This is a genomic window from Pseudomonas sp. NY15463 (genome assembly GCF_048068415.1).
GTDB lineage: Bacteria > Pseudomonadota > Gammaproteobacteria > Pseudomonadales > Pseudomonadaceae > Aquipseudomonas > Aquipseudomonas mosselii_C.
On record NZ_JBLUQD010000001.1, the window covers coordinates 242,073 to 268,235 of the forward strand.

Annotated in this window: 21 protein-coding genes; 10 read left to right on the forward strand and 11 right to left on the reverse strand. The window is 63.5% G+C overall.

Features of this window, described 5'->3' with window-relative positions; genetic code table 11:
* Nucleotides 1-9: 9 nt before the first annotated feature.
* Both ACNFIC_RS01255 and ACNFIC_RS01260 read left to right on the forward strand, forming a co-directional pair.
* Nucleotides 10-1,752 (forward strand): autotransporter assembly complex protein TamA, encoded by a 1,743-nt coding sequence (locus ACNFIC_RS01255; RefSeq protein WP_416779401.1) that lies wholly within the window; start codon nt 10-12, stop codon nt 1,750-1,752.
* A complete protein-coding gene (locus tag ACNFIC_RS01260; protein ID WP_416779403.1) occupies nt 1,749-5,423 on the forward strand; it encodes a translocation/assembly module TamB domain-containing protein in 3,675 nt (1,224 codons plus the stop codon). Before ACNFIC_RS01255 ends, ACNFIC_RS01260 begins: the two co-directional genes overlap by 4 nt.
* An 89-nt stretch (nt 5,424-5,512) precedes the next feature.
* Here ACNFIC_RS01260 and ACNFIC_RS01265 read toward each other — a convergent pair whose 3' ends face one another.
* Complete coding sequence (locus ACNFIC_RS01265; RefSeq protein ID WP_416779405.1) at nt 5,513-5,893, reverse strand: Mor transcription activator family protein; 381 nt, start codon at nt 5,891-5,893, stop codon at nt 5,513-5,515.
* Nucleotides 5,894-6,298: 405 nt separating this feature from the next.
* On the opposite strand from ACNFIC_RS01265, the gene ACNFIC_RS01270 reads away from it, so the two are divergent.
* Nucleotides 6,299-6,487 (forward strand): hypothetical protein, encoded by a 189-nt coding sequence (locus ACNFIC_RS01270; RefSeq protein WP_138217413.1) that lies wholly within the window; start codon nt 6,299-6,301, stop codon nt 6,485-6,487.
* A 36-nt stretch (nt 6,488-6,523) separates the two neighbouring features.
* Here the strand turns inward: ACNFIC_RS01270 and ACNFIC_RS01275 are convergent, their stop codons facing one another.
* Entirely contained in the window at nt 6,524-6,886 is a 363-nt protein-coding gene (locus tag ACNFIC_RS01275; protein WP_138217414.1) for a fe2+ zn2+ uptake regulation protein, read from the reverse strand.
* A 202-nt stretch (nt 6,887-7,088) separates the two neighbouring features.
* Between ACNFIC_RS01275 and ACNFIC_RS01280 the strand changes: the two genes are divergently transcribed.
* Nucleotides 7,089-9,401: an acylase gene (locus tag ACNFIC_RS01280; protein ID WP_138217415.1), complete on the forward strand. Its 2,313-nt coding sequence runs from the start codon at nt 7,089-7,091 to the stop codon at nt 9,399-9,401.
* A 344-nt stretch (nt 9,402-9,745) separates the two neighbouring features.
* Here ACNFIC_RS01280 and metH read toward each other — a convergent pair whose 3' ends face one another.
* The gene (metH, locus tag ACNFIC_RS01285) at nt 9,746-13,453 is read right to left on the reverse strand and encodes a methionine synthase (RefSeq protein ID WP_416779408.1); all 3,708 of its coding nucleotides are present in this window, start codon (nt 13,451-13,453) and stop codon (nt 9,746-9,748) included.
* Nucleotides 13,454-13,626: 173 nt separating this feature from the next.
* On the opposite strand from metH, the gene ACNFIC_RS01290 reads away from it, so the two are divergent.
* From ACNFIC_RS01290 to ACNFIC_RS01310, 5 genes are all read left to right on the forward strand, one after another.
* Nucleotides 13,627-15,927 carry a fatty acid cis/trans isomerase gene (locus ACNFIC_RS01290; protein ID WP_138217417.1) on the forward strand — a complete coding sequence of 767 codons (2,301 nt, stop codon included), beginning with the start codon at nt 13,627-13,629 and terminating at the stop codon, nt 15,925-15,927.
* A gap of 162 nt (nt 15,928-16,089) precedes the next feature.
* The gene (locus ACNFIC_RS01295) at nt 16,090-17,124 is read left to right on the forward strand and encodes an acyltransferase family protein (RefSeq protein WP_138217418.1); all 1,035 of its coding nucleotides are present in this window, start codon (nt 16,090-16,092) and stop codon (nt 17,122-17,124) included.
* A gap of 57 nt (nt 17,125-17,181) precedes the next feature.
* On the forward strand, nt 17,182-17,766 hold the full coding sequence (gene nfuA / locus ACNFIC_RS01300; RefSeq protein WP_138217419.1) for a Fe-S biogenesis protein NfuA: 585 nt from the start codon (nt 17,182-17,184) through the stop codon (nt 17,764-17,766).
* A 276-nt stretch (nt 17,767-18,042) separates the two neighbouring features.
* On the forward strand, nt 18,043-18,651 hold the full coding sequence (locus ACNFIC_RS01305; protein WP_138217420.1) for an SCO family protein: 609 nt from the start codon (nt 18,043-18,045) through the stop codon (nt 18,649-18,651).
* Nucleotides 18,652-19,125: a copper chaperone PCu(A)C gene (locus tag ACNFIC_RS01310; protein ID WP_416779411.1), complete on the forward strand. Its 474-nt coding sequence runs from the start codon at nt 18,652-18,654 to the stop codon at nt 19,123-19,125.
* A 35-nt stretch (nt 19,126-19,160) separates the two neighbouring features.
* Here the strand turns inward: ACNFIC_RS01310 and ACNFIC_RS01315 are convergent, their stop codons facing one another.
* Complete coding sequence (locus tag ACNFIC_RS01315) at nt 19,161-20,144, reverse strand: AraC family transcriptional regulator (protein ID WP_138217422.1); 984 nt, start codon at nt 20,142-20,144, stop codon at nt 19,161-19,163.
* Nucleotides 20,145-20,354: 210 nt separating this feature from the next.
* On the opposite strand from ACNFIC_RS01315, the gene ACNFIC_RS01320 reads away from it, so the two are divergent.
* A complete protein-coding gene (locus ACNFIC_RS01320; protein ID WP_416779414.1) occupies nt 20,355-21,143 on the forward strand; it encodes an EAL domain-containing protein in 789 nt (262 codons plus the stop codon).
* 153 nt (nt 21,144-21,296) lie between these two features.
* Here ACNFIC_RS01320 and ACNFIC_RS01325 read toward each other — a convergent pair whose 3' ends face one another.
* The 7 genes from ACNFIC_RS01325 to ACNFIC_RS01355 all read right to left on the reverse strand — a co-directional run bounded on the left by ACNFIC_RS01325 (nt 21,297) and on the right by ACNFIC_RS01355 (nt 26,162).
* On the reverse strand, nt 21,297-21,521 hold the full coding sequence (locus ACNFIC_RS01325; RefSeq protein ID WP_416779416.1) for a hypothetical protein: 225 nt from the start codon (nt 21,519-21,521) through the stop codon (nt 21,297-21,299).
* A 76-nt stretch (nt 21,522-21,597) separates the two neighbouring features.
* A complete protein-coding gene (locus ACNFIC_RS01330; RefSeq protein ID WP_138217424.1) occupies nt 21,598-22,479 on the reverse strand; it encodes an AraC family transcriptional regulator in 882 nt (293 codons plus the stop codon).
* Entirely contained in the window at nt 22,476-22,790 is a 315-nt protein-coding gene (locus tag ACNFIC_RS01335) for an AzlD domain-containing protein (RefSeq protein WP_138217425.1), read from the reverse strand. Before ACNFIC_RS01335 ends, ACNFIC_RS01330 begins: the two co-directional genes overlap by 4 nt.
* Entirely contained in the window at nt 22,787-23,485 is a 699-nt protein-coding gene (locus tag ACNFIC_RS01340; RefSeq protein ID WP_138217426.1) for an AzlC family ABC transporter permease, read from the reverse strand. Before ACNFIC_RS01340 ends, ACNFIC_RS01335 begins: the two co-directional genes overlap by 4 nt.
* 92 nt (nt 23,486-23,577) lie before the next feature.
* On the reverse strand, nt 23,578-24,306 hold the full coding sequence (locus ACNFIC_RS01345; RefSeq protein WP_240791696.1) for a sel1 repeat family protein: 729 nt from the start codon (nt 24,304-24,306) through the stop codon (nt 23,578-23,580).
* Between the two features lie 103 nt (nt 24,307-24,409).
* On the reverse strand, nt 24,410-25,510 hold the full coding sequence (locus ACNFIC_RS01350) for a hypothetical protein (RefSeq protein ID WP_416779419.1): 1,101 nt from the start codon (nt 25,508-25,510) through the stop codon (nt 24,410-24,412).
* 19 nt (nt 25,511-25,529) lie between these two features.
* Nucleotides 25,530-26,162: a LysE family translocator gene (locus tag ACNFIC_RS01355; protein WP_138217428.1), complete on the reverse strand. Its 633-nt coding sequence runs from the start codon at nt 26,160-26,162 to the stop codon at nt 25,530-25,532.
* Between the last annotated feature and the right edge of the window lies 1 nt (nt 26,163).

Here is a 26,163-nt window from a genome sequence, read left to right on the forward strand (position 1 = left end):
ATGCCCGGCATGACGTATTCAGGAAGACTAGGCTGGGGCCTGCTGCTGCTGGCCGCCAGTTCCATGGCATGGGCCCAGAGTGAACTGCTGGTGCGGGTCAAACCGGCCAACAAGGCGCTCAAGGGCAATATCGAAAACTACATCGGCAGCCTGGGTGAGCGCGACGAAGAGGCCTTGTTGCGCTTCAGCCGTGGCGCCGAAGAGCAGGCGCGAAAGGCGGCTCAGGCCCTGGGCTATTACCAGGCGCACATCGACACCGAAGTCAAACCGCCTGCCGAGGCGGGCAAGCCTGCGCAGTTGCTGATTCGGGTCGAGCCTGGAGAGCCGGTGCGCTTGCGCAACGTTACCGTGCGTATCAACGGGCCGGCCAGCGAACTCAAGGCGTTCCGCATCCCCAACAGCAAGGCTCTGCGCCCGGGCGAGCCACTCAATCATGGCCACTACGAGGACGCCAAGCGGCTGATCCAGAACCAAGCCTCGCGCTATGGATTCTTCAGCGGTCGCTTCGAGCGTCAGCGCCTGGCGGTCGATCCCCAGGCGGGTGTTGCCGATATCGAACTGATCTACCAGAGCGGGCCACGCTACCGCCTGGGTGCTGTGACCTTCGGTGGCGACACGCCTCTGGACAACGACCTGTTGCAGCGCATGGTGCCGTTCAAGCCTGGCACCCCCTACGACTCGGAACTGATCGCTGAGCTGAACAACGACTTGCAGTCGAGCGGTTACTTCGAAGGCGTTCGGGTTGACGCAGCGCCCACCGCTGCGGTGGCCGAGCAGATACCGGTAGAGGTTCACCTCGATACCCGCAAACCCCGCACGATGGGCCTGGGTCTGGGCTATTCGACCGACGTCGGGCCCCGCGCCAAAGCCAACTGGACGCGCCATTGGGTCAACCCCCAAGGCCACAGCTACGGCTGGGAAGCAGAACTGTCGGCGCCACGCCAGAACGTCGGGCTGTGGTACGACGTTCCGTTGGATCCACCGCTGACCGACAAGCTGCGTTTTGCCGGTGGCTACCAGAACGAGGAAATTTCTGGCACCGACACCCTGAGCAAGCTGCTGACAGTCGGCCCCGAGTGGCACAGCAAACTGCCCAGTGGCTGGCAGCGGGTGGTTTCGCTCAAGTACCAACGCGAAGAGTACCGTCTGGGGGACGATTCGGGCCTGAGCAACTTGCTGATGCCAGGGCTGAGCTACTCGTACTTGCGCAGCGACAACCGCATCGATCCACATCAAGGCTACCGTTTGCAATTCGATGTACAGGTGGCTAAGCAAGGCTTGGGTTCGGACACCAACCTGGTGCATGGCAACGTATTGCTCAAGGGCCTGACCACCCTTGGTCAGAACCACCGTTTCCTCGGTCGCGTGCAGTTCGGCGGCAGTGCCACCAATGGCTACCAGCAGAACATTCCGCCATCGCTGCGCTTCTTTGCCGGTGGTGACCAGAGCGTGCGCGGCTACGACTACCAGTCGCTGTCGCCGGAAAACAACCAGGGTGACCGCATCGGTGGCCGTTATCTGGTCGCCGGCAGTGCCGAGTACCAGTATTCGATCGCCGAAAAGTGGCGCGTGGCGACCTTCATCGACCAAGGCAACGCGTTCAATTCGCTGGAGTTGCCCAGCCTCAAGACCGGTGTCGGTATTGGCGTGCGCTGGGTCTCGCCGGTGGGGCCGCTGCGCCTGGACCTGGCCCGGGCGCTGGATGACGACGGTGGTTTTCGCTTGCACTTCTCCATGGGGCCTGAGCTGTGATACGTGTGTTCAGATTCATCCTGCTTGGCCTGGGCGTGTTGCTGGTACTGGCCGCCCTGGCGTTGGCTTCGGTGCTGGGTACCCAGGCGGGCAGCCGCTGGGCGCTGGGGTTGGTGCCAGGTCTGGAGGTCAGCGACTTTTCAGGGCGTTTGGGCGGCAGTTGGCAAGCCAGCCAGCTACGTTGGAGCAACGCCACCGACCAGGTTGAGCTGCTGGCGCCACAGCTGAGTTGGTCGCCTGGCTGCTTGCTGCGTGGGGCGCTATGCATCGAACGCTTGCAGGCGACCCGCATCGACATGGCGTTCGCTCCCGGCGAGCCTGCGTCTGACGATACGCCGCTGAGCCTGCCTGCGTTGAACCTGCCGCTGTCCATCGAGCTGGGCGAGGCCAGGATCGGCCAGTTGCGCCTGGACGGCAGCGATCTGCTGGGCGAGCTGCAACTGGCGGCCCACTGGACGGCGAGCGGGCTGCACATCGACACCCTGCAACTGCGCCGCGATACCCTGCAATTGAGCCTGCAGGGCGATGTGCAGCCGCAGGGGGATTGGCCGCTGCAACTGCAAGGTTCGCTGCAATTGCCCGCGGTTGACGGCCAGGATTGGCAACTGGCCCTTGACCTCAAGGGCCAGTTGCAGAAAACCCTGGCGCTCGAGGGCATCAGCAGCGGATATCTCCAGGCGCGTCTGACGGGTGAGGTTCAGGCATTGGCCGAAGGCTTGCCGGCCAAGCTGAGTCTGCGCAGCGAGTCGTTCAAACCGGTCGCCAGCCTGCCGGATACCCTGCAATTGAACCAACTGCGATTGGACGCCCAAGGCGACCTGCAAGCGGGCTATCGGGTGTCCGGCGATGCCACGTTGCCTGCCGAGCAAGGCCCGTTGGCTCTTGTCCTTGCGGGCAAGGTCGACGCCAACGGCGCGCGGCTCGATGCCTTGAACCTCGATGCCAGTGACACCCAGCGCCTGAAGCTGCAAGCCAGTGCCGACTGGCAGCAGGGCCTGAGCGCCGAGGCGAACGTCGACTGGCTGGATTTCCCTTGGCAGCGCCTGTACCCACTGGAAACACCGCCGCAAGTCAGCCTCAAGCGCCTCGATGCCCAGGTGAAGTATCAGGACGGCACCTACAGCGGTCGCCTCGACGGCGATCTCGATGGGCCGGCCGGCGCCTTCAAGCTGGTCAGCCCGTTCGACGGCGACCTCACCCAAGTGCGCCTGCCGCAACTGGTGCTGACGGCAGGGCAGGGCAAGGCCGCAGGCAGTGTCGAGCTGCGCTTTGCCGATACCCTGGCCTGGGATGTCGACCTGCAACTTTCAGCCCTTGACCCCGCGTACTGGCTGGCCGAGTTGCCCGGCACCCTGGCCGGCCCGCTACGCAGCCAGGGACAACTCAAGGGCGAGCATTTGCAACTCAAGGCCCAGCTTGACCTCAAAGGGCGCCTGCGCGGCCAGCCGGCCATGCTCAAGGTGGATGCCGACGGCGCCGGTGAGCAATGGACCCTGGGCAGCCTGGCGGTACAACTGGGTGACAACCGCATCAACGGCAGCGCCAGCCTGCAACAGCGCCTGGCCGGGCGCATCGACCTCGACCTGCCAAGGCTGGGCCAGCTGTGGCCGCGCTTGCAGGGGCAGGCCAAAGGCCGTTTGGACCTGGCCGGAACCTTGGCGGCCCCGCAAGGCAGTTTGGTGCTGCAGGGCCAGCAGTTGGCGCAGCAGGACAACCGCATCCAGCGCCTGAACTTGGACGCCCGCCTGGACAGCGCCCAACGGGCCCAGGTGTCGCTCAAGGCGGTGGGTATCGGCGCAGGCGACACGGCGTTGGGGGCACTGACCGTGCAAGGCACGGGCGATATTCGCCAACAAGCCGTGACGCTGGCGCTGGACGGTCCGCAGCTCAAGCTCGATCTGGCCCTGGACGGCACCCTGGCCAAGGGCGACTGGCGTGGTCGGCTGGCCAGCGGACGTATCCAGGCCGGCGGCCAGGACTGGCAGCTCCAGGCGCCGGCGCGCGTGCAGCGCCTAGCCAGCGGCCAGCTGGACTTCGGCGCCCACTGCTGGCGCTCCGGGCAAGCCAGCTTGTGTGGCGAGGACCAACGCCTGGCGCCGGAGCCGCGTCTGCGCTACCACCTCAAGCAATTCCCTCTCGACAGCCTGGCGCAATGGCTGCCCAAGGATTTCGCCTGGCAGGGCATGCTCAATGCCGACATCAACCTCGACATCCCGGCCAGTGGACCCAAAGGCAGCCTTCACATCGATGCCAGCAGCGGCACCTTGCGTGTGCGCGATAGCGGGCGCTGGATCGACTTCCCTTACCAGGTGCTGCGTCTGGACAGTACGCTCGCGCCACGCCGGATCGATACCCGCCTGGATTTTCGCGGCGAGCGGTTGGGGGAGCTGGCGTTGAATACCCGGCTTGACCCGCTCGGGCGTAACAAGCCGCTCTCAGGTGACTTCCGCCTGAGCGGTCTGGACCTGTCGATCGCTCGGCCCTTCCTGCCCATGGTCGAGCGCCTGGCCGGCCACCTCAATGGCAGTGGGCGGCTGGCGGGAAGCTTGATGGCGCCCGAAGTGGTCGGCAATATCGCCCTCAGTGGTGGGGAGGTCAGCGGGGCCGAGCTGCCGTTGAGCGTGCAGGGATTGGCGGTGCAGGCTCAGATCGCTGGCGAGCAGATGCAGCTCAAGGGCGACTGGCGCAGCGGTGAGGCGGGGCGTGGGCAGTTGTCGGGCCAGGTGACGTGGGGCCAGGCATTGGGCATGGACCTGCGCCTGCAAGGCACGCAGTTGCCTGTGATGGTCGAACCCTACGCTGCCCTGGAAGTGGCGCCGGACCTGAGCATACGACTGCTCGGCGAGCAGTTGGCAGTGACGGGCAAGGTGCTGGTGCCCAAGGGCAAGATCGAGGTACGCGAACTACCGCCTTCAACGGTCAAGGTCTCCGATGACACGGTGATCGTTGGGCACCAGACCGAGCAAGGCGCGCCACCGATGGCCATCTCCATGGACATCGACGTCGACGTGGGGCGCGAGAAACTGTCGTTCAGCGGCTTTGGCCTGACCGCCAACCTGCGCGGACAAGTGCATATTGGCGATAACCTCGATACCCGTGGCGAGCTGAGCCTGGCCGATGGCCGTTACCGTGCCTACGGCCAGCGCCTGACCATACGCCGCGCACGCCTGCTGTTCGCAGGACCCATCGACCAGCCTTACCTGGATATCGAGGCGATTCGTCAGGTCGATGAGGTCGTTGCCGGCATCCGCCTGAGCGGTAGCGCCGAGCAACCGACCACCACGGTGTTCTCGGAGCCTGCGATGAGCCAGGAACAGGCGCTGTCGTACCTGGTGATGGGACGGCCGTTGGGCACTTCCGGCGAGGACAGCAACATGTTGGCCGAAGCCGCGTTGGGTCTGGGCTTGGCTGGCAGCGCCGGGGTTACCGGCAGTCTGGCATCGAACTTGGGTATCGACGACTTCCAGCTCGATACCCAAGGATCGGGCAACCGCACCAGCGTGGTGGCCAGCGGCAACCTGACCGAGCGCCTGAGCCTGCGTTATGGGGTAGGGGTGTTCGAGCCGGCCAATACCATCGCCTTGCGCTATAAGCTCAGCCGCAAGGTCTATCTGGAGGCTGCCAGTGGGCTGGCCAGCTCGCTGGACATCTTCTACAAGCGCGACTTCTGATCGCCTGGGACCCTTTCGCGCCGGCCAACATGGCCGGCGACGAGTTGTGCGTTGGGGGCTTGGTGCTCTCGCACCTTTACAGGCGCGGTTCAACGGGCAGGGCATTCCAGGCGGCGGATGTTGCCGATCTGGCGCAAGCTCAGGCCGTACTTGTCAGCCAGCAGGCTACGTGACAGGCCGTTGGCGCTTTCTTTCTGAATCTGCAGGTTGCGTAGCTGACGCTGGAAATGGTCGGCCTTGGGAATTTCCAGGGCCATGCCGGCATAGCGCTTGATCAGCGCATCGAGTGCCTCGGCCGGCAGGACGTCGGCCAGTTTGGTGCGCTCGCGATGCTTGGGAATGTACTTGGGACGACCGCCGAATGCGCACGTCAGGTGGTAGGCGTTTTCCAGGCCGATACATTCGATCAGCGATTGCAGAGAGTGGGGCAACTGGCTGACATCGATATTGTTGAGATCGGGCGTTTCCATGCAAGGCTTCCTTCTGCTGTGTGGGGGACGCACCGCAGGGGTGTGTCTGAACGTCGCCGGGAGGACCCGGTGGCTTGATTGGATTTTCGAACAGCATCAGAAAGCGTCGCTAGGCGCGAATCGGGCCGGGAGTTGTAGCCACAAACGCTCGGCGTTCGCAGGGATTGTTTTCACGCGTTGTAGGAAAAACACCAGCTCAATGCGTGCAAGCCGCTAAACATCCAGAGAAGGCGTTCCATGATGGCGAAGTGGGTGCATACCCTATGACAGTCGTCTGACCGTACGCCATGCTGGCCAACCTACCGGGGTATTCGGGCAGGAAAGTCAGCGTCTCGGCTGGCTGCGCGGTATCATGGCGCCGGCTCCCAAGGAGCCACATGTCCCTGATGTTGCAAGGAACCTTCGATGACACACGTGCAGCGCCTGAAATATTCGATCCTGATCATTGTGGTGGTCCTGGGCATGATGCTCGGGCTGAGTTACCTGCAGAAGCAGGGCACTATCAGCGAGCAGACATTCCAGTACTTCGCCATTGCCATCGCGGTGGTCGTGGTGGTGATCAACGGGATCCTGCGGCGTAAGGTCAAGCCCTGACGGGTGAGGGCCGGCTGACAGCGGCCGGCCGCGCACTCAGCGCGCGGCGGGTTGTTCGAGGACGGCCTTGGCCTGCGGGTTGAGGCTGTAGCACTTGTCGTTGCCCAGGCTGATCACGCCTTCGGCGCACAGCCGTTTGAGCACCTCGCGCACGCTCAGGAACGACAGCGGGATGTCCAGCTGTTCAAGCTGGGCATGCACGCCACGCACGCCGATGCTGCGACCATCGCGGTCAGCCTTGTGCAGGGCATCGATCACTTTCAGGCGAATAAGACTGGTGCGCAGGCCGAACGTGCGCAGCAGCTCGCGAATCTGCTCATTGCCCACGCGCTCGTTCTGCGCACAGGGCATGGCTGCTGGGTTTGGCGGCGTCTGCAGCGAAGGGTGCGGGTTGTACATTGTGAATGCTCCTTTTCGTGGACTGTCCCAAAAACAGGGGGGCCTCACTACTTAAGACGAATGGGAACGGTAAAACTGCAGGCCTTGGTGAAAAAAAACCGGCACGCCTTGTTCAAGACGTTGCCAACCCGGCAAAGGCGTAAAATTTTCATCAAGCTATTCGTCTGATCGGGATGATCCCCGATGCGCACGAGGAGTGCCTGTGAACCTTTCTTCATCTGCTGTTTTGCGCGTGTGCCTTGTCGCTGCGCTGGCAGCTTCGAGTCTTGCCAGCCAAGCCCAGGAAACGGTCGGCGATGCTTCGGCAGAGATCCGCCGCACCCGTTTCGGCACCCCGCACATCTTGGCCAAGGACGAACGCAGCCTGGGCTACGGCATCGGCTATGCCTACGCCCAGGACAACCTGTGCCTGCTGGCCGACGAGGTGCTGACGGTCAATGGCGAGCGTTCCCGGTATTTTGGCGCCGACAGCAAGACCACCGACCAGCGCGACAACCTGCCCAGCGACCTGTTCTTCACCTGGCTCAACCGCCCGGCAGCGGTCGAAGAATTCCTCCAGGCGCAGCCAAGCGCTGTGCGCGACCTGTTGGGCGGCTACGCAGCAGGTTACAACCGAGCCCTGGGCGAGCGTCGTGCCCAGGGCTTGCCTGCTGAGTGCGGCAACGGCGACTGGGTGCGCCCGATCAGCAGCCAGGACTTGGTCAAGCTCACCCGACGTCTGTTGAGCGAGGGGGGCGTGGGGCAGTTCGCCGAGGCCGTGGTCGCGGCGACGCCGCCGACGTTGGCGGCGCAGCGGCCTGCCGTCGACTATGGGCAAGCCCTGGCGCGCCAGGAGCATTTCGCCCAGGCCCGTGGCAGTAACGCCGTGGCGATTGGCGCCGAGCGTGCAGCTTCGGGCCGTGGTCTGCTGCTGGCCAATCCGCACTTTCCGTGGATGGGCGGCATGCGTTTCTATCAGATGCAGTTGACCATTCCAGGCCAACTGGATGTCATGGGGGCTGCGTTGCCGGGCTTGCCGATGATCAACATCGGTTTCAACCAGCACCTGGCCTGGACCCATACTGTCGATACTTCCAAGCATTTCACGCTGTACCGCCTGCAGATGGACCCTAGGGATTCGACCCGCTACCTGTTCGATGGCCAGTCGCTGCCGCTTGAACGATACAAGGTCAGCGTCCTGGTCAAGGGCGAGGCGGGTAGTCTGCAAACGGTCGAGCGGGTGTTGTACCTGTCGCGGTTCGGCCCAGTAGTGCAATGGCCTGGCCGCCTTGACTGGGATGCACAGGCTGCCTACAGCCTGCGTGACGCCAACCTGGACAACACGCGGGTGTTGCAGCAGTGGTACCAGATCAACCGCGCCGATAGTCTCCAGGCGCTTAAAGCCTCGGTCGGTCAATTGCAAGGGATCCCCTGGGTCAACACCCTGGCTGTGGATGACAGCGGCAGCACCTTGTACCTGAATCAGTCCGTGGTGCCTTTCGTGGACCAGGCCTTGCTGGCGCAGTGCGGCAACCCGGGCTTGCGTGGGCCGCTGGTGGTGCTCGACGGTTCGCGCAGTGCGTGCCAATGGAAAGTCGATCCGCAGGCCGCTCAGCCGGGCATCTTTCCCGCCCGTTTGCTGCCCAGCCTTGAGCGTCGTGATTTCGTCCAGCATGCCAATGACTCGGCCTGGCAGGCCAACCCCAGCGCGCCGCTGACCGGCTTCTCGCCACTGGTCAGCCGTGCCGACCAGCCGTTGGGCTTGCGCAGCCGCTTTGCCTTGCAGCGTTTGCAGGGCAACGCCAAGCTGGCCGCGGCCGATTTGCAGCGCATGGTGTTCGATGACGAGGTGTACCTGGCTAGCTTGCTGCGGCCGGACTTGCTGCACTGGTGCCAGGGCGTGCAAAGCGACCTCAAGGCGCTGTGCGCCAGCATTCAGGCTTGGGACGGCAAAGCCGACGTGCAGGCCGGACTTGGCCTGGTGCACTTCCAGCACATCGCGGCGGCCTTGGCCAAGCATCCAGAGAGCTGGCGCGTGGCGTTCGATCCAGCCGACCCGCTGCACACCCCGCGTGGTCTTGCGGTTGAGCAGGCGGCGGTACGCCAGTGGCTGCGCGAGGCGGCGCTGGCGTCCCTGGAACGCGTGAAGGCGGATGGCCTGACAGACGATACGCGCTGGGGCCAGGTGCAGCAGGCCATGAGCGGCATCCCGGTGCCAGGCGGGCCGCAGGAGCTTGGGGTGTACAACGCGATGCTCAGCGTGCCGGTGGCGCCGGGCAAGCGCCTGGTGGTCAGTGGTTCGAGTTACTTGCAGGTGGTCAGCTTCACCGAGCAGGGGCCCAAGGCTGAAGGCCTGCTGGCGTTCTCGCTGTCGAGCGAGGCGGCTTCCAGGCATTTCGCCGATCAGACCCAGGCCTTCGCGGCAGGGCAATTGGCGCCGATTCCGTTCACCGAGGCGCAGATCAAGGCCGACCCGCAGTATCAGTTGCTGGTGATCCGCGAGCAGGAAAAGCCGGCGTTGGCCAGCCAGCGCTGATGTGAGTGAATCCAACGCTGCCTCTGTAGGAGATCACCCAGCCCTTAAGGGCTGCGCTGTCGCGCAGAGAACTGATTTCGCAAGCGCGCAGCGTACCCTGTGGGAGCGGCGGTTCGGCGCCCCGATTTACCCGCGAAGCAGGCGACTCGGTGTATGGCACCGGCTTCGCCGGTGTTCGCGGGTAAACCCGCTCCCACAGGTCTCTGCTAAATCAACAAGTTATATGTAGTTCTATGAGAGCGTCTTTAGCCGCGAACACCGGCGCAGCCGGTGCCATACATCGCGTTGCCCACCCACAGGAATCGCATGCGCCGAGCCTGTGGGGATGGGTTTGCTCGACTCAATCAGCTGTCGTAGCCCAGGTTCGGCGCCAGCCAGCGCTCGCTCAGGCTGACCTCCTGGCCTTTGCGCGCGCTGTATTGCTCGATCTGGTCCTTGTCTACCTTGCCCACGGCAAAGTACTGCGCCTGCGGGTGGGCGAAGTACCAGCCGCTCACGGCAGCTGCCGGGAACATGGCGAAGTGCTCGGTGAGGAACACCCCGCTCGGGCCGGTTTCGCCGATCGCGCTGCCATCGAGCAGGCGGAACAGCGTTTCCTTCTCGGTGTGATCCGGGCAGGCTGGGTAGCCGGGAGCAGGGCGGATACCGCTGTACTGCTCCTTGATCAGCGCTTCGTTGTCCAGGTGCTCGTCCTTGGCATAACCCCAGTGCTCTTTGCGCACCCGCTCGTGTAGCCATTCGGCGCAGGCTTCGGCCAGGCGGTCGGCCAGCGCCTTGACCATGATCGAGCTGTAGTCGTCGCCCTTGTCCTGGTAGGCCTTGGCGACTTCTTCGGCACCGATGCCAGCGGTGGTGATGAAACCACCGACATAGTCGGTCACGCCGCTGTCCTTGGGCGCCACGAAGTCGGCCAACGACCAGTTGGGCTTGCCGTCGGGCTTGATGGTCTGTTGGCGCAGGTGATGCAGGGTGGCCAGGGTCGCGCCATCGTCAGCGTAGACTTCGATATCGTCATGGTTGACCTGGTTGGCCGGCCAGAAGCCGAATACCGCGCGGGCACTGATAAGCTTTTCGTCGATCAGCTTGTCGAGCATCTCACGGGCATCCTGGTACAGCGCCGTAGCGGCTTCGCCGACCACTTCGTCGGTGAGGATGCGTGGGAACTTGCCAGCCAAGTCCCAGGAAATGAAGAACGGCGTCCAGTCGATGTAGGCGGCCAGCTCGCGCAGGTCGATGTTGTCCAGCACCTTGACGCCGGTGAAGGCAGGTTTTGCCGGCTGGTAGCTGGCCCAGTCGTACTTCGGCTTGGCAGCGATGGCCTGGGCGTAGCTCAGGCGCTCGGTGCGGGCGCTGCGGTTGGCGGTGCGCTCGCGCACCTCGACATACTCGGCACGGGTCCTTTCGACGAAGCCGGCTTTCAGTTCCTTGGACAGCAACTGCGTGGCCACACCGACCGCGCGCGAGGCATCGGTGACGTAGATCACGGCATCGTTGGTGTACTTGGGTTCGATCTTCACCGCCGTGTGGGCCTTGGAGGTGGTGGCGCCGCCGATCATCAACGGCAGGTTGAAGCCCTGACGCTGCATTTCGCGGGCTACGTGGACCATTTCGTCCAGCGAAGGGGTGATCAGCCCGGACAGGCCGATGATGTCGCAGTTCTGCTCGCGGGCAGTCTGCAGGATCTTCTCGGCCGGTACCATCACGCCGAGGTCGACGATGTCATAGCCGTTGCAGCCCAGCACCACGCCAACGATGTTTTTGCCGATGTCGTGCACGTCGCCCTTGACCGTGGCCATGAGGATCTTGCCCTTGGCCTCTGGCTTGTCGCCTTTTTCTGCCTCGATGAAGGGGATCAGGTGCGCCACGGCCTGCTTCATCACGCGGGCTGACTTGACCACCTGCGGCAGGAACATCTTGCCGGCGCCGAACAGGTCGCCGACCACGTTCATGCCACTCATCAGCGGGCCTTCGATGACCTCGATGGGGCGTGCGCATTGCTGGCGGCACTCTTCGGTGTCTTCGACGATGTGCGCGGTGATGCCCTTGACCAAGGCATGCTCCAGGCGCTTGTCGACCGGCAACGAGCGCCAGGCTTCGTTCTCCACTTCCTTGGCCGCGCCGCCGCCCTTGTAGTCGTCGGCGATGGCCAGCAGGGCGTCGGTGCCTTCGGGGGTGCGGTTGAGGACCACATCTTCGACTTTCTCGCGCAGCTCGGCGGGGATCTCGTCGTAGATCTCGAGTTGGCCGGCGTTGACGATACCCATGGTCAGGCCGTTGCCGATGGCGTGGTAGAGGAAGACCGAGTGGATCGCCTCGCGCACCGGGTTGTTGCCGCGGAACGAGAACGACACGTTGGACACGCCGCCTGAACTCAGGGCGTGGGGCAAGTGGTCGCGGATGTAGGCACAGGCCTCGATGAAGTCCACGGCATAGTTGTTGTGTTCTTCGATACCGGTGGCCACGGCGAAAATGTTCGGGTCGAAGATGATGTCTTCTGCTGGGAAGCCCACTTCATGGACCAGGATGTTGTAGCTGCGCTGGCAGATTTCTTTCTTGCGTGCGGCGGTATCGGCCTGGCCGACTTCGTCGAAGGCCATGACCACCACGGCGGCGCCATAGCGCTTGCACAGGCGGGCGTGGTGCTTGAATTGCTCGACGCCTTCTTTCATGGAGATCGAGTTGACGATGCCCTTGCCCTGGATGCACTTCAGGCCCGCTTCGATGACTTCCCACTTGGAAGAGTCGATCATGATCGGTACGCGGGAGATATCCGGCTCGCCGGCGATCAGGTTGAGGAAGCGGACCATGGCCGCCTGGGAGTCGAGCATCCCTTCGTCCATGTTGATGTCGATCACCTGGGCGCCAGCCTCGACTTGCTGCAGGGCCACCTCCAGCGCTTCGGTGTAGTTCTCCTCGCGGATCAGTCGGGCGAACTTGGCGGAACCGGTGATGTTGGTGCGCTCGCCGACGTTGACGAACAGCGACTGGCGATCGATGGTGAACGGCTCCAGGCCCGACAGGCGGCAAGCCTTGGGGATATCCGGGATGGCCCGCGGCGGATACTTGGCCACGGCCTCGGCGATGGCCTGGATATGCGCTGGGGTGGTGCCGCAGCAGCCGCCGATGATGTTCAGGAAGCCGCTGGCAGCGAACTCCTCGACCACTGCCGCCATTTCGGCCGGGGTCTCGTCATATTCGCCGAAGGCGTTGGGCAGGCCAGCGTTGGGGTGGGCCGAAACGTGGGTGTCGGCCTTGCCGGAGAGTTCTTCCAGGTAAGGACGCAAGTCCTTGGCGCCCAGGGCGCAGTTCAGGCCGACGGAGATCGGCTTGGCGTGGCGCACCGAGTTCCAGAAGGCTTCGGTGGTCTGCCCGGACAGGGTGCGGCCGGAGGCGTCGGTGATGGTGCCGGAGATCATGATCGGCAGCTCGACGCGGTCCTCTTCGAACACCTGTTGCACGGCGAAGATCGCCGCCTTGGCGTTGAGCGTGTCGAAGATGGTCTCGATCAGGATCAGGTCGGCGCCGCCTTCGATCAGCCCGCGGGTCGCCTCGACGTAGTTTTCCACCAGTTCATCGAACGTGACGTTGCGATAGCCCGGATCGTTGACGTCGGGAGAAATCGAGCAGGTCCGGCTGGTCGGGCCGAGCACCCCGGCGACGAAGCGCGGTTTGTCGGGGGTTTCGCGGGTCTTGGCGTCGGCCACCTGGCGGGCGATGCGCGCACCTTCGACGTTCAGCTCATAGACCAGCGATTCCATGCCGTAGTCGGCTTGCGAGATCTGCGTGGCGTTGAAGGTATTGGTTTCGAGGATATCGGCGCCGGCGTCCAGGTACGCTTTCTCGATGGCGGCGATCACATCCGGGCGGCTGAGCAGCAGCAAATCGTTATTGCCCTTCACGTCGCTTGGCCAATCGGCGAAACGCGTGCCACGATAGTCGTGTTCCTCGAGGCGGTAACTCTGGATCATAGTACCCATGCCGCCGTCGAGGATCAGGATGCGCTCCTTGAGTGCGTTCTGGAGTGCTTGGTAACGAGCGCTGCGGTCGGACATAGGACTACCTGGTCGGGCGAATATCAGAAGGTGCCGAATAATAACAAACCTGCACGGTTTTTAGACGCACCGCCAATTTGCATGAATTTCTCTCATGTTGGCACCTGCTCGATAGCACCCAAGGACCCGCTCAGGCATATCGTGATGGCTTCAAGAACCAGGACTTTCGGCACATGTCGCTTCGCATACTTGCCAGCGCCTTCGCACTGTTGATCAGTGGCGCGGCGTTCGCGCAGGCCCCCCAATCGAGCCCGGCGATTTCGTATGCCCGGGATATTCAACCGATCTTCACCGAGAAGTGCGTGGCGTGCCATGCCTGCAACGACGCCGCCTGCCAGCTCAACCTGGGCAGCGCCGAGGGGGTCGAGCGCGGCGCGTCCAAGGTGCCGGTCTATCAGGGTGAGCGCAGCCAGGCGGTGGCCACCACGCGGCTGTTCTACGATGCCCACGACGAGGCCGGCTGGCGCAAGCAGGGCTTCTACTCGGTGCTGGACCAACAGGGTAGCCAGGCCGCGCTGATGGCACGCATGCTCGAACTGGGCCATCAAGCACCGCTCACCCCCAACGCCAAGCTGCCGGACGACATCGTTCTGGGGCTCGAGCGCAACAACATGTGCCCTTTGCCCCACGAGTTCGAGGCCTATGCCGGCGTGCATCCCAAGGAAGGCATGCCGCTGGCGGTGACCGGCCTGACCGACCAGCAGTACCAGACCCTGCAACGTTGGCTGGCGGCCGGTGCGCCGGTGGAGAAGAATCCGATCAAGCCCAGCGCCACCGAGGCGCAGCAGATCGGCGAATGGGAGGCACTGCTCAACCGCCCCGGCTCCACCGAGGCGCTGGTGGGGCGCTGGCTGTACGAGCACCTGTTCCTGGCGCATATCTATTTCGTCGGCGGTGAGCAGGGTCACTTCTTCCAGTGGGTACGCTCGCGCACGCCGAGTGGCCAGCCGGTGGACCTGATCGCCACCCGCCGCCCGAATGATCCGCCCGGCACCGATTTCTACTATCGCCTGATCCCGGTGCAGGGTGTGATCGTGCACAAGACCCACATCACCTACCCAATGGGCCCGCAGAAGCTCAAGCGGGTCAAGCAACTGTTCTACGCCGGCGACTGGCACGCCGCCTCGCTGCCTGGCTACGGTCCGCGCCACCGTGCCAATCCGTTCGAGACGTTTGAGGCAATTCCGGCGGTGGCTCGCTACCAGTTTATGCTGGATAACGCCGAATATTTCGTGCGCACTTTCATCCGTGGCCCGGTCTGCCGCGGGCAGATCGCCACCGACGTGATCCGCGACAACTTCTGGGCCTTGTTCCAGGAACCGGCCCACGACCGTTACCTCACCGACGCCAAGTACCGCAGCGAAGCCACGCCGTTGCTGGCCATGCCGGGGCAGATCGACGATGTGGGCAGTGTGCTGAGCCTATGGCATGCCTACCGCGACAAACGCAACGAGTACGAAGCGCTGCGCCGCGAGGCCTACGCCCAGATGCCGGCGCCGAGCTGGTCGACGCTGTGGGCGGGCAACGACAACGCGCTGCTGACCATTTTCCGCCATTTCGACAGCGCCTCGGTGACCAAGGGCCTGATCGGTGACGTGCCCCTGACCCTGTGGCTGTTCGACTACCCACTGCTGGAGCGCACCTATTACCAACTGGCGGTGAACTTCGACGTGTTCGGCAACGTGTCGCATCAGTTGCAGACGCGCCTGTACTTCGACTTGATCCGCAATGGCGCCGAGGTGAACTTCCTGCGCCTGATGCCGGCCGACCGGCGCGGGCATATCCTCAGCGACTGGTACCAGAATAGTGGCAAAGTGAAGATGTGGATGGACTACACCGACATCGACACCAGCACCCCGAGCGCGCTGAAGCTGAACGAGCATGATCCGAAGCGCGACTTCGGCCTGCAACTGCTACAGCGCAGCGCCAGCCTCAATGCCGCCCCCGACCCGATCAACCGCTGCCAGGGTGCCTATTGCTCGCGGCCGCAGATGAGCGAAGTGTTCCGCGATGTCGAGCAGTCGCTGAGCCGTCTGGTCTCGCGTCCGGCTGCTGGCTTGAAGGTGATCGGCCAGTTGCCTGAGGCGACCCTGCTGCGCATAGAGGCCAAGAACGGCGAGCGTCAGGTCTACAGCCTGCTGCGCAACCGCGCCCACAGCAACGTCGCGTTCCTGCTGGGTGAGGCCTATCGCTATGAGCCTGGGCTGGACACCCTGACCCTGTACCCCGGCGTGCTGAGCAGCTACCCCAACTTCATCTTCAATGTTCCGGCCAGCGATGTCGCGGAATTCGTCGAGGACTTGGAGGCGGCGCGCGACGATACCGGTAAATTCGAGCGCATCGTCATGCGCTGGGGCGTGCGCCGCAGCCACCCCGAGTTCTGGCGTTACTTCCATGACTTGACTACCTACATCAAGGAGACCGAGCCGGTAGAGGCGGGGGTGTTGGACATGAATCGCTACCAGAACCTCTAATCGGGCCGTCTGACCTTTCCGGCATCACTGCGGTCGGACACGGTGGATGGGCCAGGGTGGGCTGCTGACCCTGCGCCTCGAGGATTCGCGCGATCCTCGAGGCAGCAGCGGCTTGGCCGCACTTGCCTTGGCTTCAATGCACCGAAAACCGCAGGGTAACTCATGCTGTATTCGCTCCAGGCTCTCCGGGCATTCGCCGCCTGGGTGGTGGTCTGTCACCACTTCATGCAGATCTTCTTCGACTTCCATGCCAGCGGCCCGATTGGCCGGCTGTTCGCCGAACGCGGCGCGGTGGGCGTGGACATTTTCTTCGTGATCAGTGGGCTGGTGATCTATCTCTCGACCCGCGACAAGGCCATCGCCCCCGGCGAGTTTCTGCTCAACCGCGCCTTGCGCATCGTCCCCGCCTATTGGTTCTACACCTTGCTGATGGCGGTGCTGATGCTGGTCGCCAGCCGCTGGATGCCGCATCAGGTATTCGAATGGCAGCACCTGCTGCTGTCGCTTCTGTTCATTCCGGCCGAGAACCCGGGCGGCTACGGGTTGTACCCGACCCTCAACGTCGGTTGGACGCTGAATTTCGAGATGTTCTTCTACCTGCTGTTCGGCTTGGCCTTCCTGGTGCGCCAGCGCCACCACCTGTTGCTGGTGACTGCGGCGTTGTTGCTGGTGAGCGAGGTGCTGGGCCGGCTCGGGGTGCTCAGCCGGTTCTATAACAACGACATCATCTACGAATTCCTGCTCGGGATCGGTCTAGGCGTGCTGTATCGCCGGGGCCTGATCCGCGAAGGCGTGTGCCTGCCACTGGTGCTGCTGGGGCTGGCGGGGTTCGCGCTGTTCCAACTGGACGCCTCCCAGCGCCTGTTGCACTGGGGACTGCCCAGTGCGTTGGTGGTACTCGCGTTCGTTGCCCTGGAGCCGTATTTCAAGGGTAGCCGCGTGCTCAAAGCGCTCGGCGACTGTTCCTACTCGGTGTACCTGATCCACGTGCTGGTTTTGTACGCGGGGTTGTTCGCCAGCGAGCGCCTGCGCCTGAACCCGTACCTCGTATTCGCCCTGTGCATCCCGTCAATCGGACTAATGTCGTGGTTGAGCTACCAGTGGCTGGAACGCGGCTTGTATCGGCGCCTGAAGGCTGGCTTCGCGGCCCGACAGGGTATGGCACCTGAGTCGGCGCTATCCCGAGTCAAATGCTAGGACTTTGTTCGGGGCACGGGTTGGCGTACACTGCCGACAAGTCTGTGAGGAACTTACATGAGCGCTATAACCATTACCGACGCCGCGCATGATTACCTGGCTGATCTGCTCTCCAAGCAGAACACGCCTGGCATCGGCATCCGCATTTTCATCACCCAGCCAGGCACCCAGTACGCCGAGACCTGCATCGCCTACTGCAAGCCGGGCGAAGAAAAGCCTGACGATGAGCCGGTCGGCCTGAAAAGTTTCACGGCCTACCTCGACGCTGTCAGCGTGCCCTTCCTGGAAGACGCGCTGGTGGACTACGCCACCGATCGCATGGGCGGCCAGCTGACCATCAAGGCACCGAACGCCAAAGTGCCGATGGTCAATGAAGACAGCCCGATCAACGAGCGCATCAACTACTACCTGCAGACCGAAATCAATCCGGGGCTGGCGAGCCACGGCGGCCAGGTCAGCCTGGTGGATGTGGTCGACGACGGCATCGCGGTGCTTCAGTTCGGTGGCGGCTGTCAAGGCTGTGGCCAGGCTGACGTGACACTTAAGGACGGCATCGAGCGCACCCTGCTGGAACGTATTCCAGAACTCAAGGGCGTGCGTGACGTGACTGACCATACCCAGAAAGAAAACGCCTACTACTAAGGCGTTCGCCGCCTTCGCGGGGCAATCCGGCTTCCACGTTCAACCCGTGGGGGTAGGTTTGCCCCGTGATGCGTTTGATGAATCGCGCATTGATCCTTAGCAACAAACTGTTACGGATTCAATCCCTGCGACAACCGGTCGCGCCCCGTATTCAAAGGGCTGGAGCCCGATCTGACCTGCGTCGGGTGGATGGTCAGGGGGTGTCATGACAGAATGCGCCGGTTTTCTGGCCGACCCACCCCAAGGGCCGGCACCTTCCCTGTAAAGGATGGTTCCATGACTGATCTGTTGACCCGGCGCGCGGTCGTCGCCGGGATGGGCGTTCTGGGGCTGGGCCTGTTGGCCGGCTGCAACCCGGCGCGCGGCCTGGACTTCAAGTACGGCAAGAACATGAGCAACGAGATCCTCGGGCGCAAGTTCAAGCTCAAGGACACCCAAGGCAACGAGCGCACCCTGTCGAGCTTCTACGGCAGTATGCCGATGATCTTCTTCGGCTTTACCCAGTGCCCGGCAGTGTGTCCGACTACGCTCGCGCGTGCGGTACAAATCCGCAACATGCTAAGAGGACGTGACCGCGAACTATTCCAGGTGGTGTTCATCACCCTCGACCCGGAGCGCGATACCCCCGAGGTGCTGGATGCCTACGTCAAAGCGTTTGACCCGAGTTTCGTCGCGCTCACCGGCACCCCGGAAGAAATTGCCGAAGTAGCGCGAGAGTTCAAGGTGTTCTACGAGAAGGTGCCGGCCGGCGATACCTACACCATCTCTCACTCGTCCACCAGCTATGTCTACGACACCCGTGGCACCCTGCGCCTGAGCCTGGGTCATTCCCTGAACGCCAAGGAATGCACCGAGGACCTGCTTACCCTGATGGAGATCTGCTAAATGTCGATGCAACCGATCAAACGTGCCCTGGCAGCCTTGGCCCTGTTGGGCCTGGCCCTGCCGGCGTTCGCCGAGACCCGCGTGAGCGATGCCTGGGTGCGCGCCAGCGTGCCGCACCAGCAGTCCACCGGTGCCTTCATGACCTTGACCGCGAGTACTGACAGCAAGCTGGTGGGCGTTGCGTCGTCGGTGGCCAAGACCGTGCAGGTACACGAGATGACCATGAACGGCGACGTGATGGGCATGCGTGAAGTCAAGGCTGTCGATCTGCCGGCCGGCAAGCCGGTCAAGCTCGACCCGAACGGCTACCACGTGATGCTGATGGGGCTTAACCAGCAGGTGAAGGAGGGCGAGCAGGTGCCGCTGAGCCTGACCATCGAAGATGCCAATGGCACGCAAGAAACCGTGCAGGTGCAGGCTGGCGTACGCGCCCTCAACGCCGAAGCCGGGCAAGATCACGCGCACATGCACTGAGTCTGAGGGCAGGCGGGTAGGTGTGCACCTATCCGCTAGGTCGCTTCGCGCAACTTGCGGTATTCGCCCGGCGGTACGCCGAACCAGCGCAGGCAAGCCTTGTGAAAGCTGCTCGGGTCACGAAACCCTAGCGTGGCCCCGATGTACTTGATGCTGCGTGCGGAGTCATGCAGCAAGCTATGTGCCTGGGTCAGGCGCGCTTCATCAAGCAGGGCGCTGTAGCTCACCCCCTCACGCTCCAGGGCGTTTTGCAGGCTGCGCCGGCTCAGGCGCAGGCGCTCGGACAGGTATTCCAGCGCAGTAGGCTGGCCCATGGTCAGCTGTTCGGTGAGGGCACGGCGTACGCGCGCTGTGGTTGAACCTTCGATGCGCTCCTCGAGCCTGGCTGCTGCGTATTCCCCGTGTAAACGGTCCAGCGTTGGCGAGGCCGTGGGCAGTGGCAGGCGGCATACCTCGGCGGACAGCCGCAGGCTGTTGTATGAGCGGCCGAACACCAGTCGTTCGCCGAATAGCTCGCGCAGCACCGTGGTATCGGCAGGCTCTGGATAAGCCAGCTCCACCTCCAGCGGCACGAAGCGGCACGCTGGCGTCAGCCATTGCAGCAGGCCCAGGGTCATGGCAGCACCGGCGTCGATGAACACGCGGGGTGCGCAAGGACCCACTTCGAAACCGATCAGCCGCATTTCATCGGCGCTCTGTTCAAGGCGCAGGATCGAGCCGTTGGTGGTCAGCGGGTGCAGGCTTACCAAGCGCTCCAGCGCATCCCCCAGCGTGGCGCAGGACATCACCGCGTAGCCCAGTTGCCCGAGCATCGCCGGGTGTGCGTGGGCATGCACGCGCACGCCGATGTCCGCATCGCCGCTGCGTTGCACCACCTCCTCCAGCCACTGGTATACCCGCACCAGACGAATGTGGCGGCCGCTCTCGGCCAGGATCGGGTCGTGCGGGTCGACGACGGCGCCAGCACGGATCAAAGCCTGGGCCAGGGTGGTGAAGTAACTGCGGGAAACGGTATGCATGACGCTGTCCTGGAAACGCGTTAGTTCGCTGCGAAGGTGTGGTGGTCCTAACGGGGCCTGCGGGTCAGTATCCGCCGGGGTGGGTCAGGGGACAACCGATGAGGGCCGGGGAACACTGTTCGGTCCAGTCGGTGGATGGGACCATGCGTGCCAACATGGACGGTGTGTTTGCCAGCAGGAAGCCGGCTGATCGTTGGAGCCAACAGACTGATGAACACCCCCCTGGATGCAGATCCCGTACAAGACCGGGATGACCTGCGTCGTGCACGCCTGGTCTACCAGCAACTGGCCTTGAGCCACTTCATGCTGGCCTTTCAGCCTGTGGTCGATGGGCGCGACCCCACCTGTGTGCTGTACCACGAATGCCTGCTGCGCCATGACGGCCCGCCCTTGGGCTTCAACCCCATCGCTGTTCTGGAGCGCCGGCAAGCCATGGGCCTGCTCGACCGCAGCGTGCTGGGCTGCGTTATCGATATCCTGGAGCGCTATCCCGATCTGCAGCTGGGGTGCAACCTGTCCGCCCAAAGTGCCTGCGATGGTTTGCTTTGGCAGCCGCTGTGGGCGCGCCTGCGCCAGCGGCCAGAGGTCGCTGCGCGGCTGGTGCTGGAAATCACCGAAAGTGCCGCGCCAGCAGACCCTGAACGCGCGTTGGCCTTCATCGCCCAGGCTCAGGCACTGGGCTGTCGCGTGGCAATTGATGACTTTGGTGCAGGATTTGCCAGTCTCGCGTTCGTGCGCCAGGCTCGCCCGGACGTGCTCAAGGTGGACCGCGGTTATCTGCACAGGGCCCGTGAGTCGGGGACTGAAGCCCAGGTGTTCCATCATCTGGTCAGGCTGTGTCAGGGGCTGGCTCCGCAGGTGGTGGTCGAAGGGGTCGAGGATGAGCAGGATTACGCATGCGCGCTATCGGCCGGTGCCGTGGGAATGCAGGGCTTCCACTTTGGCCGACCTTCGTTGCAGTCTCCGGTGGCAGGCTGCCGCGTATCGTTGGAGCGCTGAGGGTAGCAACTGCCCGATTGATGCCTAAGTGCCATTATCGCGATTATGCCCAGCTACAACAATGGTGTGGGGCGGTTCGAGAGCGTCAGGTATAGGCACTCGCGCGCCGAATGGGCGGGCGAGTGCTACACGCTGAATATGCTCGCGATGGGCTCAGCGGAAACGCGGCAGTGGGCGATCGACGGTCAGTGACGTCAGGGTTCGACGGACTCTGGCTTCATCGGCCTCGAGCGCCTTCAGGCTTTCGCGGATCTTGCCCGCGACCGGGATATCGCCTTGGCGGTCGATCCAGTCGGCGATTTCCTTGCAGGCACTGCTCAGACAAGCCTGGCGCTGGTTCATCAGAGACAGGAGCGTGGTGATTTCTCGTTCGGACATGATGGGCTCCTCCGTTCGACCTGATCAGTGTAGCAGTGCTTGGTGCAGGTCATTGCTCCAGGTTGCGAAGCAAGCGTTATGGGCGGACGGTGCGCTTGTTAGGTGTAGGTGCAATGTGAACGGCCGTGCTGAGTAGGCATGCCTGTCGATAGGTCCCAGGCGTCACACCATACGCCTGCTTGAACTGCCGGCTGAGGTGGCTCTGGTCAGCAAAGCCCAGGGTCACGGCGACCGCGAGTGCAGGCAAGCCGCTGCGTAGCAGCTCCCGCGCCCGTGCCAGACGACGCTGCTTGAGCCAAGCGTGAGGCGCAAGGCCGGTGGCTTGGCGAAATACCCGGGCGAAGTGAAACGGCGACAGGTTAACGGCAGCTGCCAAGTCCTCCAGCGAGGGGGGCTCGGCGAGTCGGCTTTCCAGCAACTCGCGGGCACGCGCCACGGCCAGCGGCTCGTTGCCGGGTGTGGCCGGCTCCAGGCGTTGGCCGTGGCGCTGCACCAATGCCAGCACGGCCTGGCGCCAGGCGGTCTGTTGCTCCAGGGCACTGGCACCGGCCTCGCAGCGTTGGTTCAGCTGGCTGAAGGCGCGGGCCAGGATCGGGTCGTGGATCACACTGTCCTTGAAGTACGGCATTCCATGGCGCCCCAGCTCCAGCTCATCAAGCACCCCGGTCACTCGCGCAGGCTCAGGGTAGCAGCCCCTGTAACGCCAACCGGCCTCGTGGGCCGTTGCGCCGGTGTGCAACTCGTCGGGGTTGATCAGTACCATGCTGCCGACCGGTGCCAGGTGCTCGCCACCACGATGCCAGAAGCGCTGTGCGCCTGCCTCGATCACGGTGAACACATACCCTTCATGCACATGCGGTGCGAAACGTTGCTGCAGGTAGCGCGCATGCAGCATCTCCACGTCGCCGAGCGCCGTGGACTGCCACAGGTGGGCCTGTTCGCGCAGTACGGCGGTCATGCCAGCCAGCCGCGCAGAAGGAAGAAAATCAACATGCTCGCCAGCATGCTCAGCAATACGCTACGGGTCAACAGAACCAAGGCTATGGCCACCAGCGCGCCGAGTAGGTAGGGGTTGAGCAAGCTCAGATCGAGCTGACGGTCAGGCAGGAAGATAATGGGTCCGCAGATTGCCGTGAGCATGCCGGGCACGGCGAAGCCCAGGAACTGCCGGGCGTTCGAACTCAGCCGCAATGGCAGGCGCGGTTCGAGAAAGGCGTAGCGGTTGAGGAATACCACCGCGCCCATGGCGAAAATCAGTAGCCAGATCATGCACGCGCTCCGCAATGTTTCTGACAAGCGAACCCTGCGCTCATACCTAGCAGGCCAGCCGCCACTAATGCGGTTTCCCAATGCCAGTAGCTGAACAGCACCGAACAAAGCAACGACACGCTCACGCACACTACCGTGGAGAGGTTGCGTACCCGCGGCGCGATCAGCGCCACGAAGGTGGCGACGATGGAAAAATCCAGGCCTAGTTGGTCAAGGTGTGGGATGTTCTGGCCCAGCACGATGCCGGCTAGGGTGAACAGGTTCCACGCCACGTAGAACGTCAGGCCCACGCCCAGCGCATACCAGCGATTGAACTGCTGCTGGTCGTGATGGCTGGTAAGGGCAAAAAATTCATCGGTGAGCAAAAAGCCCAGGCCCAAGCGCCAACGGGTTGGCAAGCCCGACAGATGCGGGCGCATCGACAGGCCGTAGAGCAGGTGCTGAGATGTCAGCAGCAAGGTCGTGAGCAGGATCGACACCAGGCTCGCGCCGCCTTTGAGCATTCCGATGGCCACCAGTTGGGCGGCGCCGGCAAAGACGATGGCCGATAGGCCTTGGCCTTGCCAGGCCGAGAGGTTGGCCTCGATGGCCATCGAGCCGGCCAGTAGGCCCCAAGGGGCGACGGCCAGAGACAGCGGCACAATGGCGATGGCGCCTCGCAGAAAGGCATGACGGGCAACAACGATGGTGGTCATAGGCAGGGCAACACATCGACAAGGCAGGTCAGCATGCCAGAGGACGCCTGGGCCAAGCTTGAACGATCTTGCTCAAATGCGTGAAAGGGGCTTTATCGGCTGCTGGTGAGCTGCTGCGCCGCGTCCACGCAGCCGTTGATCTCCACGGCCTTGCGCAGCAGGGTCTGGCGGTGGGGCAGGTCGAGGTCACCCAGCAGCCGATATACCTCGGCCTGGTAGTCGCGTTGGCGTCCCCACTGCATTTCAAGGCCCTTGGGGCGCGCGCGATTGCACGCCAGACGTGCGGCCGGTTGAGGGTAGTAGGCAGCGTACAGCGTCGCCATGCCGGCCACCGCTTCCAGCGCCTGACGATAATCCGGGCTGGCATTGTAAGGTTTGCACCAGTGGGCGATGGCCAGTGCTGGCGGCGCGAAACCCTGATGCAGGCTGGCTTCCAGTAGCGGGCAGGCGGCTTCGGCAATCTGCGTGGCGGGCAGGTACGTGGTGTAGTACAGCGCCAGGCGATACTGCGCCACTGGATGGCCTAACGCCACGGACTTCTCCAGCAATGCCACTGCACTGGGCAAGGTACGCGCCATGGCCTGGCCTTGACGGCTCAGTTCGGGATCGTTCTGGTTGGCGGCGCGCAATGGACTGGGACTGTCATCCAATTGGTCGGCCTGTTCCAGCAGCGGCAGCGCCTGGCGGTACAACAGGTCGGCGTGAGGGTCGATGCTTACCTCCGCGGCCTGGGCGGCGAACGCTGGCAGCAGCGCCAGGGCGGCGATGCGCACGCTGCGAGAGCGGGGGCGAACAGCAGGGCAAGTTGCTTCGACAGTCATGGCGGTACGCGTATGTCTCGGGCGAGTCAGGGGCGATGGCGTATTCTAGCCAGCCACTGCCTCAGACCGAAAGCCCAGCGCAGATCAAATCGGACGAAGCCCCTCAGGGCAGCTTGTCCACAGTTGATTTACGCTGGCCTGGCTTGTCCAGGGCAAGCCCCAGCTTGGCGGTGATCACCTTGGCCAGCGCGTTGTTACCACGGTCATTGAAGTGCAGTCGGTCGATGAATAGATGCTCGCCGAAGACCGGCGAACTGCTGAGCATGCCATTCATGTCGTAGCACGGCACAGGGTCGGCCTGGCACTTGATCCGGCGGAAAAAGGCCGAGTGCAGCTGGCGGTCGAAGGTGGCAGCAAGCAGGCGGTCGAAATGACTGGGGTTGTGATCCAGACCTTGGAGCATCAGCTGTTCACCGGCAGGCACGGTTTCACGGCACCACGGCAGCAGGGGTTGGAGGATGAACGTAAGAGAACTGTGGCTGTTGGCCAGTAGGCGTTCCCACTGGCAGAGGGTGCGCGCGATGCAGTCGGCAGCACGTCCCAGACGTTTGTCGGGCGTGGGCAGTGTATCCAGCGTCGGCCAGGGTTGTTGTTCACGGGGCGCGAACACTTGCGTCAGGCGTCGCCACACCGAGTCATGGTGCTGTGCTTCAGGGACCTTAATACCTTCATTGAAACGGTTCAGAAAAGCCTGGTAGGCCTGGGCCCGGTGTGGTTCATGGCTGCCTGCCAGCAACTCGTCCAAGGTGTCCTGGGCCAACGTGTTCAAACCGCTGAGCAACACCACATGGCCAATCTGGCCAAGGCGGTGCTGGTGGGTGAGGAACATCAGCAACTCCTGGGGAGCGCTCAGGCCGCAACCGGCCAAGGTTAGCCATACCTCGCCGGTAAGCGCTGACAGGTAGGAGGCTACGGTGTGCTCATCGGAGCTGGCACCGATGCCCATGGCGCTGGAGCCGCCCACCAGCAGGTTAACGCGCGCCGCGCCACCGCGCTCTGCCAGTGAATAGCGCTTGCCCGCACAATGGCTGTAGCGCATGCCCAGTGCGTCGGTATTGATGGTTGCGGAGCGATAGCCGCGCTCGTGCGCATGGGTTGTCTGTGGGGCGCGGCGGCTGCCCAGCAGCAGAAAGCGCTGATAGTCCTGCTGCAACGGGAAGGCGGCGCCCACGCAGCCTGCCGGGAAGGTATCGAGGGTGCTCATGGGCGCTCCTTGGGCGGTTTCAGGCCGTCAGTTCCCGCACGTTGTAGGCAAGGCCCACAGCAGCGATCAGCAGCAGTGCGACCCCCGAAGCCAGGCTGATGATACGGCTGCTGCGCTGCGAGGCGATGCGGCCGATGGCGAAGATGTACAGGCTCAGCACGGCGAAGTCGATGGCGCACCACAGCAGTGACAACACCACCATGCTCTTGCCGAACGACTCGGTGATCTGGATGAACTGGGGGAAGAACGAGATGAAGAAGATGATGTCCTTGGGGTTGGAGATCCCTACCATGAACCCTTGCAACAGGCCGCCACGGCCCGGTTGTGCATCGACCTGAGCGGCAGCGGTGGGGACCGATGTGGCCTGCATCGCCTCGCGCAGGGTGCCCACGGCGATGTGGCCAATGAACAGGCAGCCCAGCAGGCTCATGCCGTTGAGCCAGGCCTTGTCGATGGCGGCGCTGGTCATGATGACCCAGGCGGCGGCGCCGATCAGCACCAATGAGGCCCAGTTGGTTCCGATGGCCGTGAACACGGCCTTGCGCGCGCCTGAGGCCGCAGCGGTGTTGACGATCAGTGCCACCACCGGGCCGGGTGTGGCGATCAGCAGCAGGACAGTGAGGGCGTATGTGGCGGTCAGGGCGGTATTCACG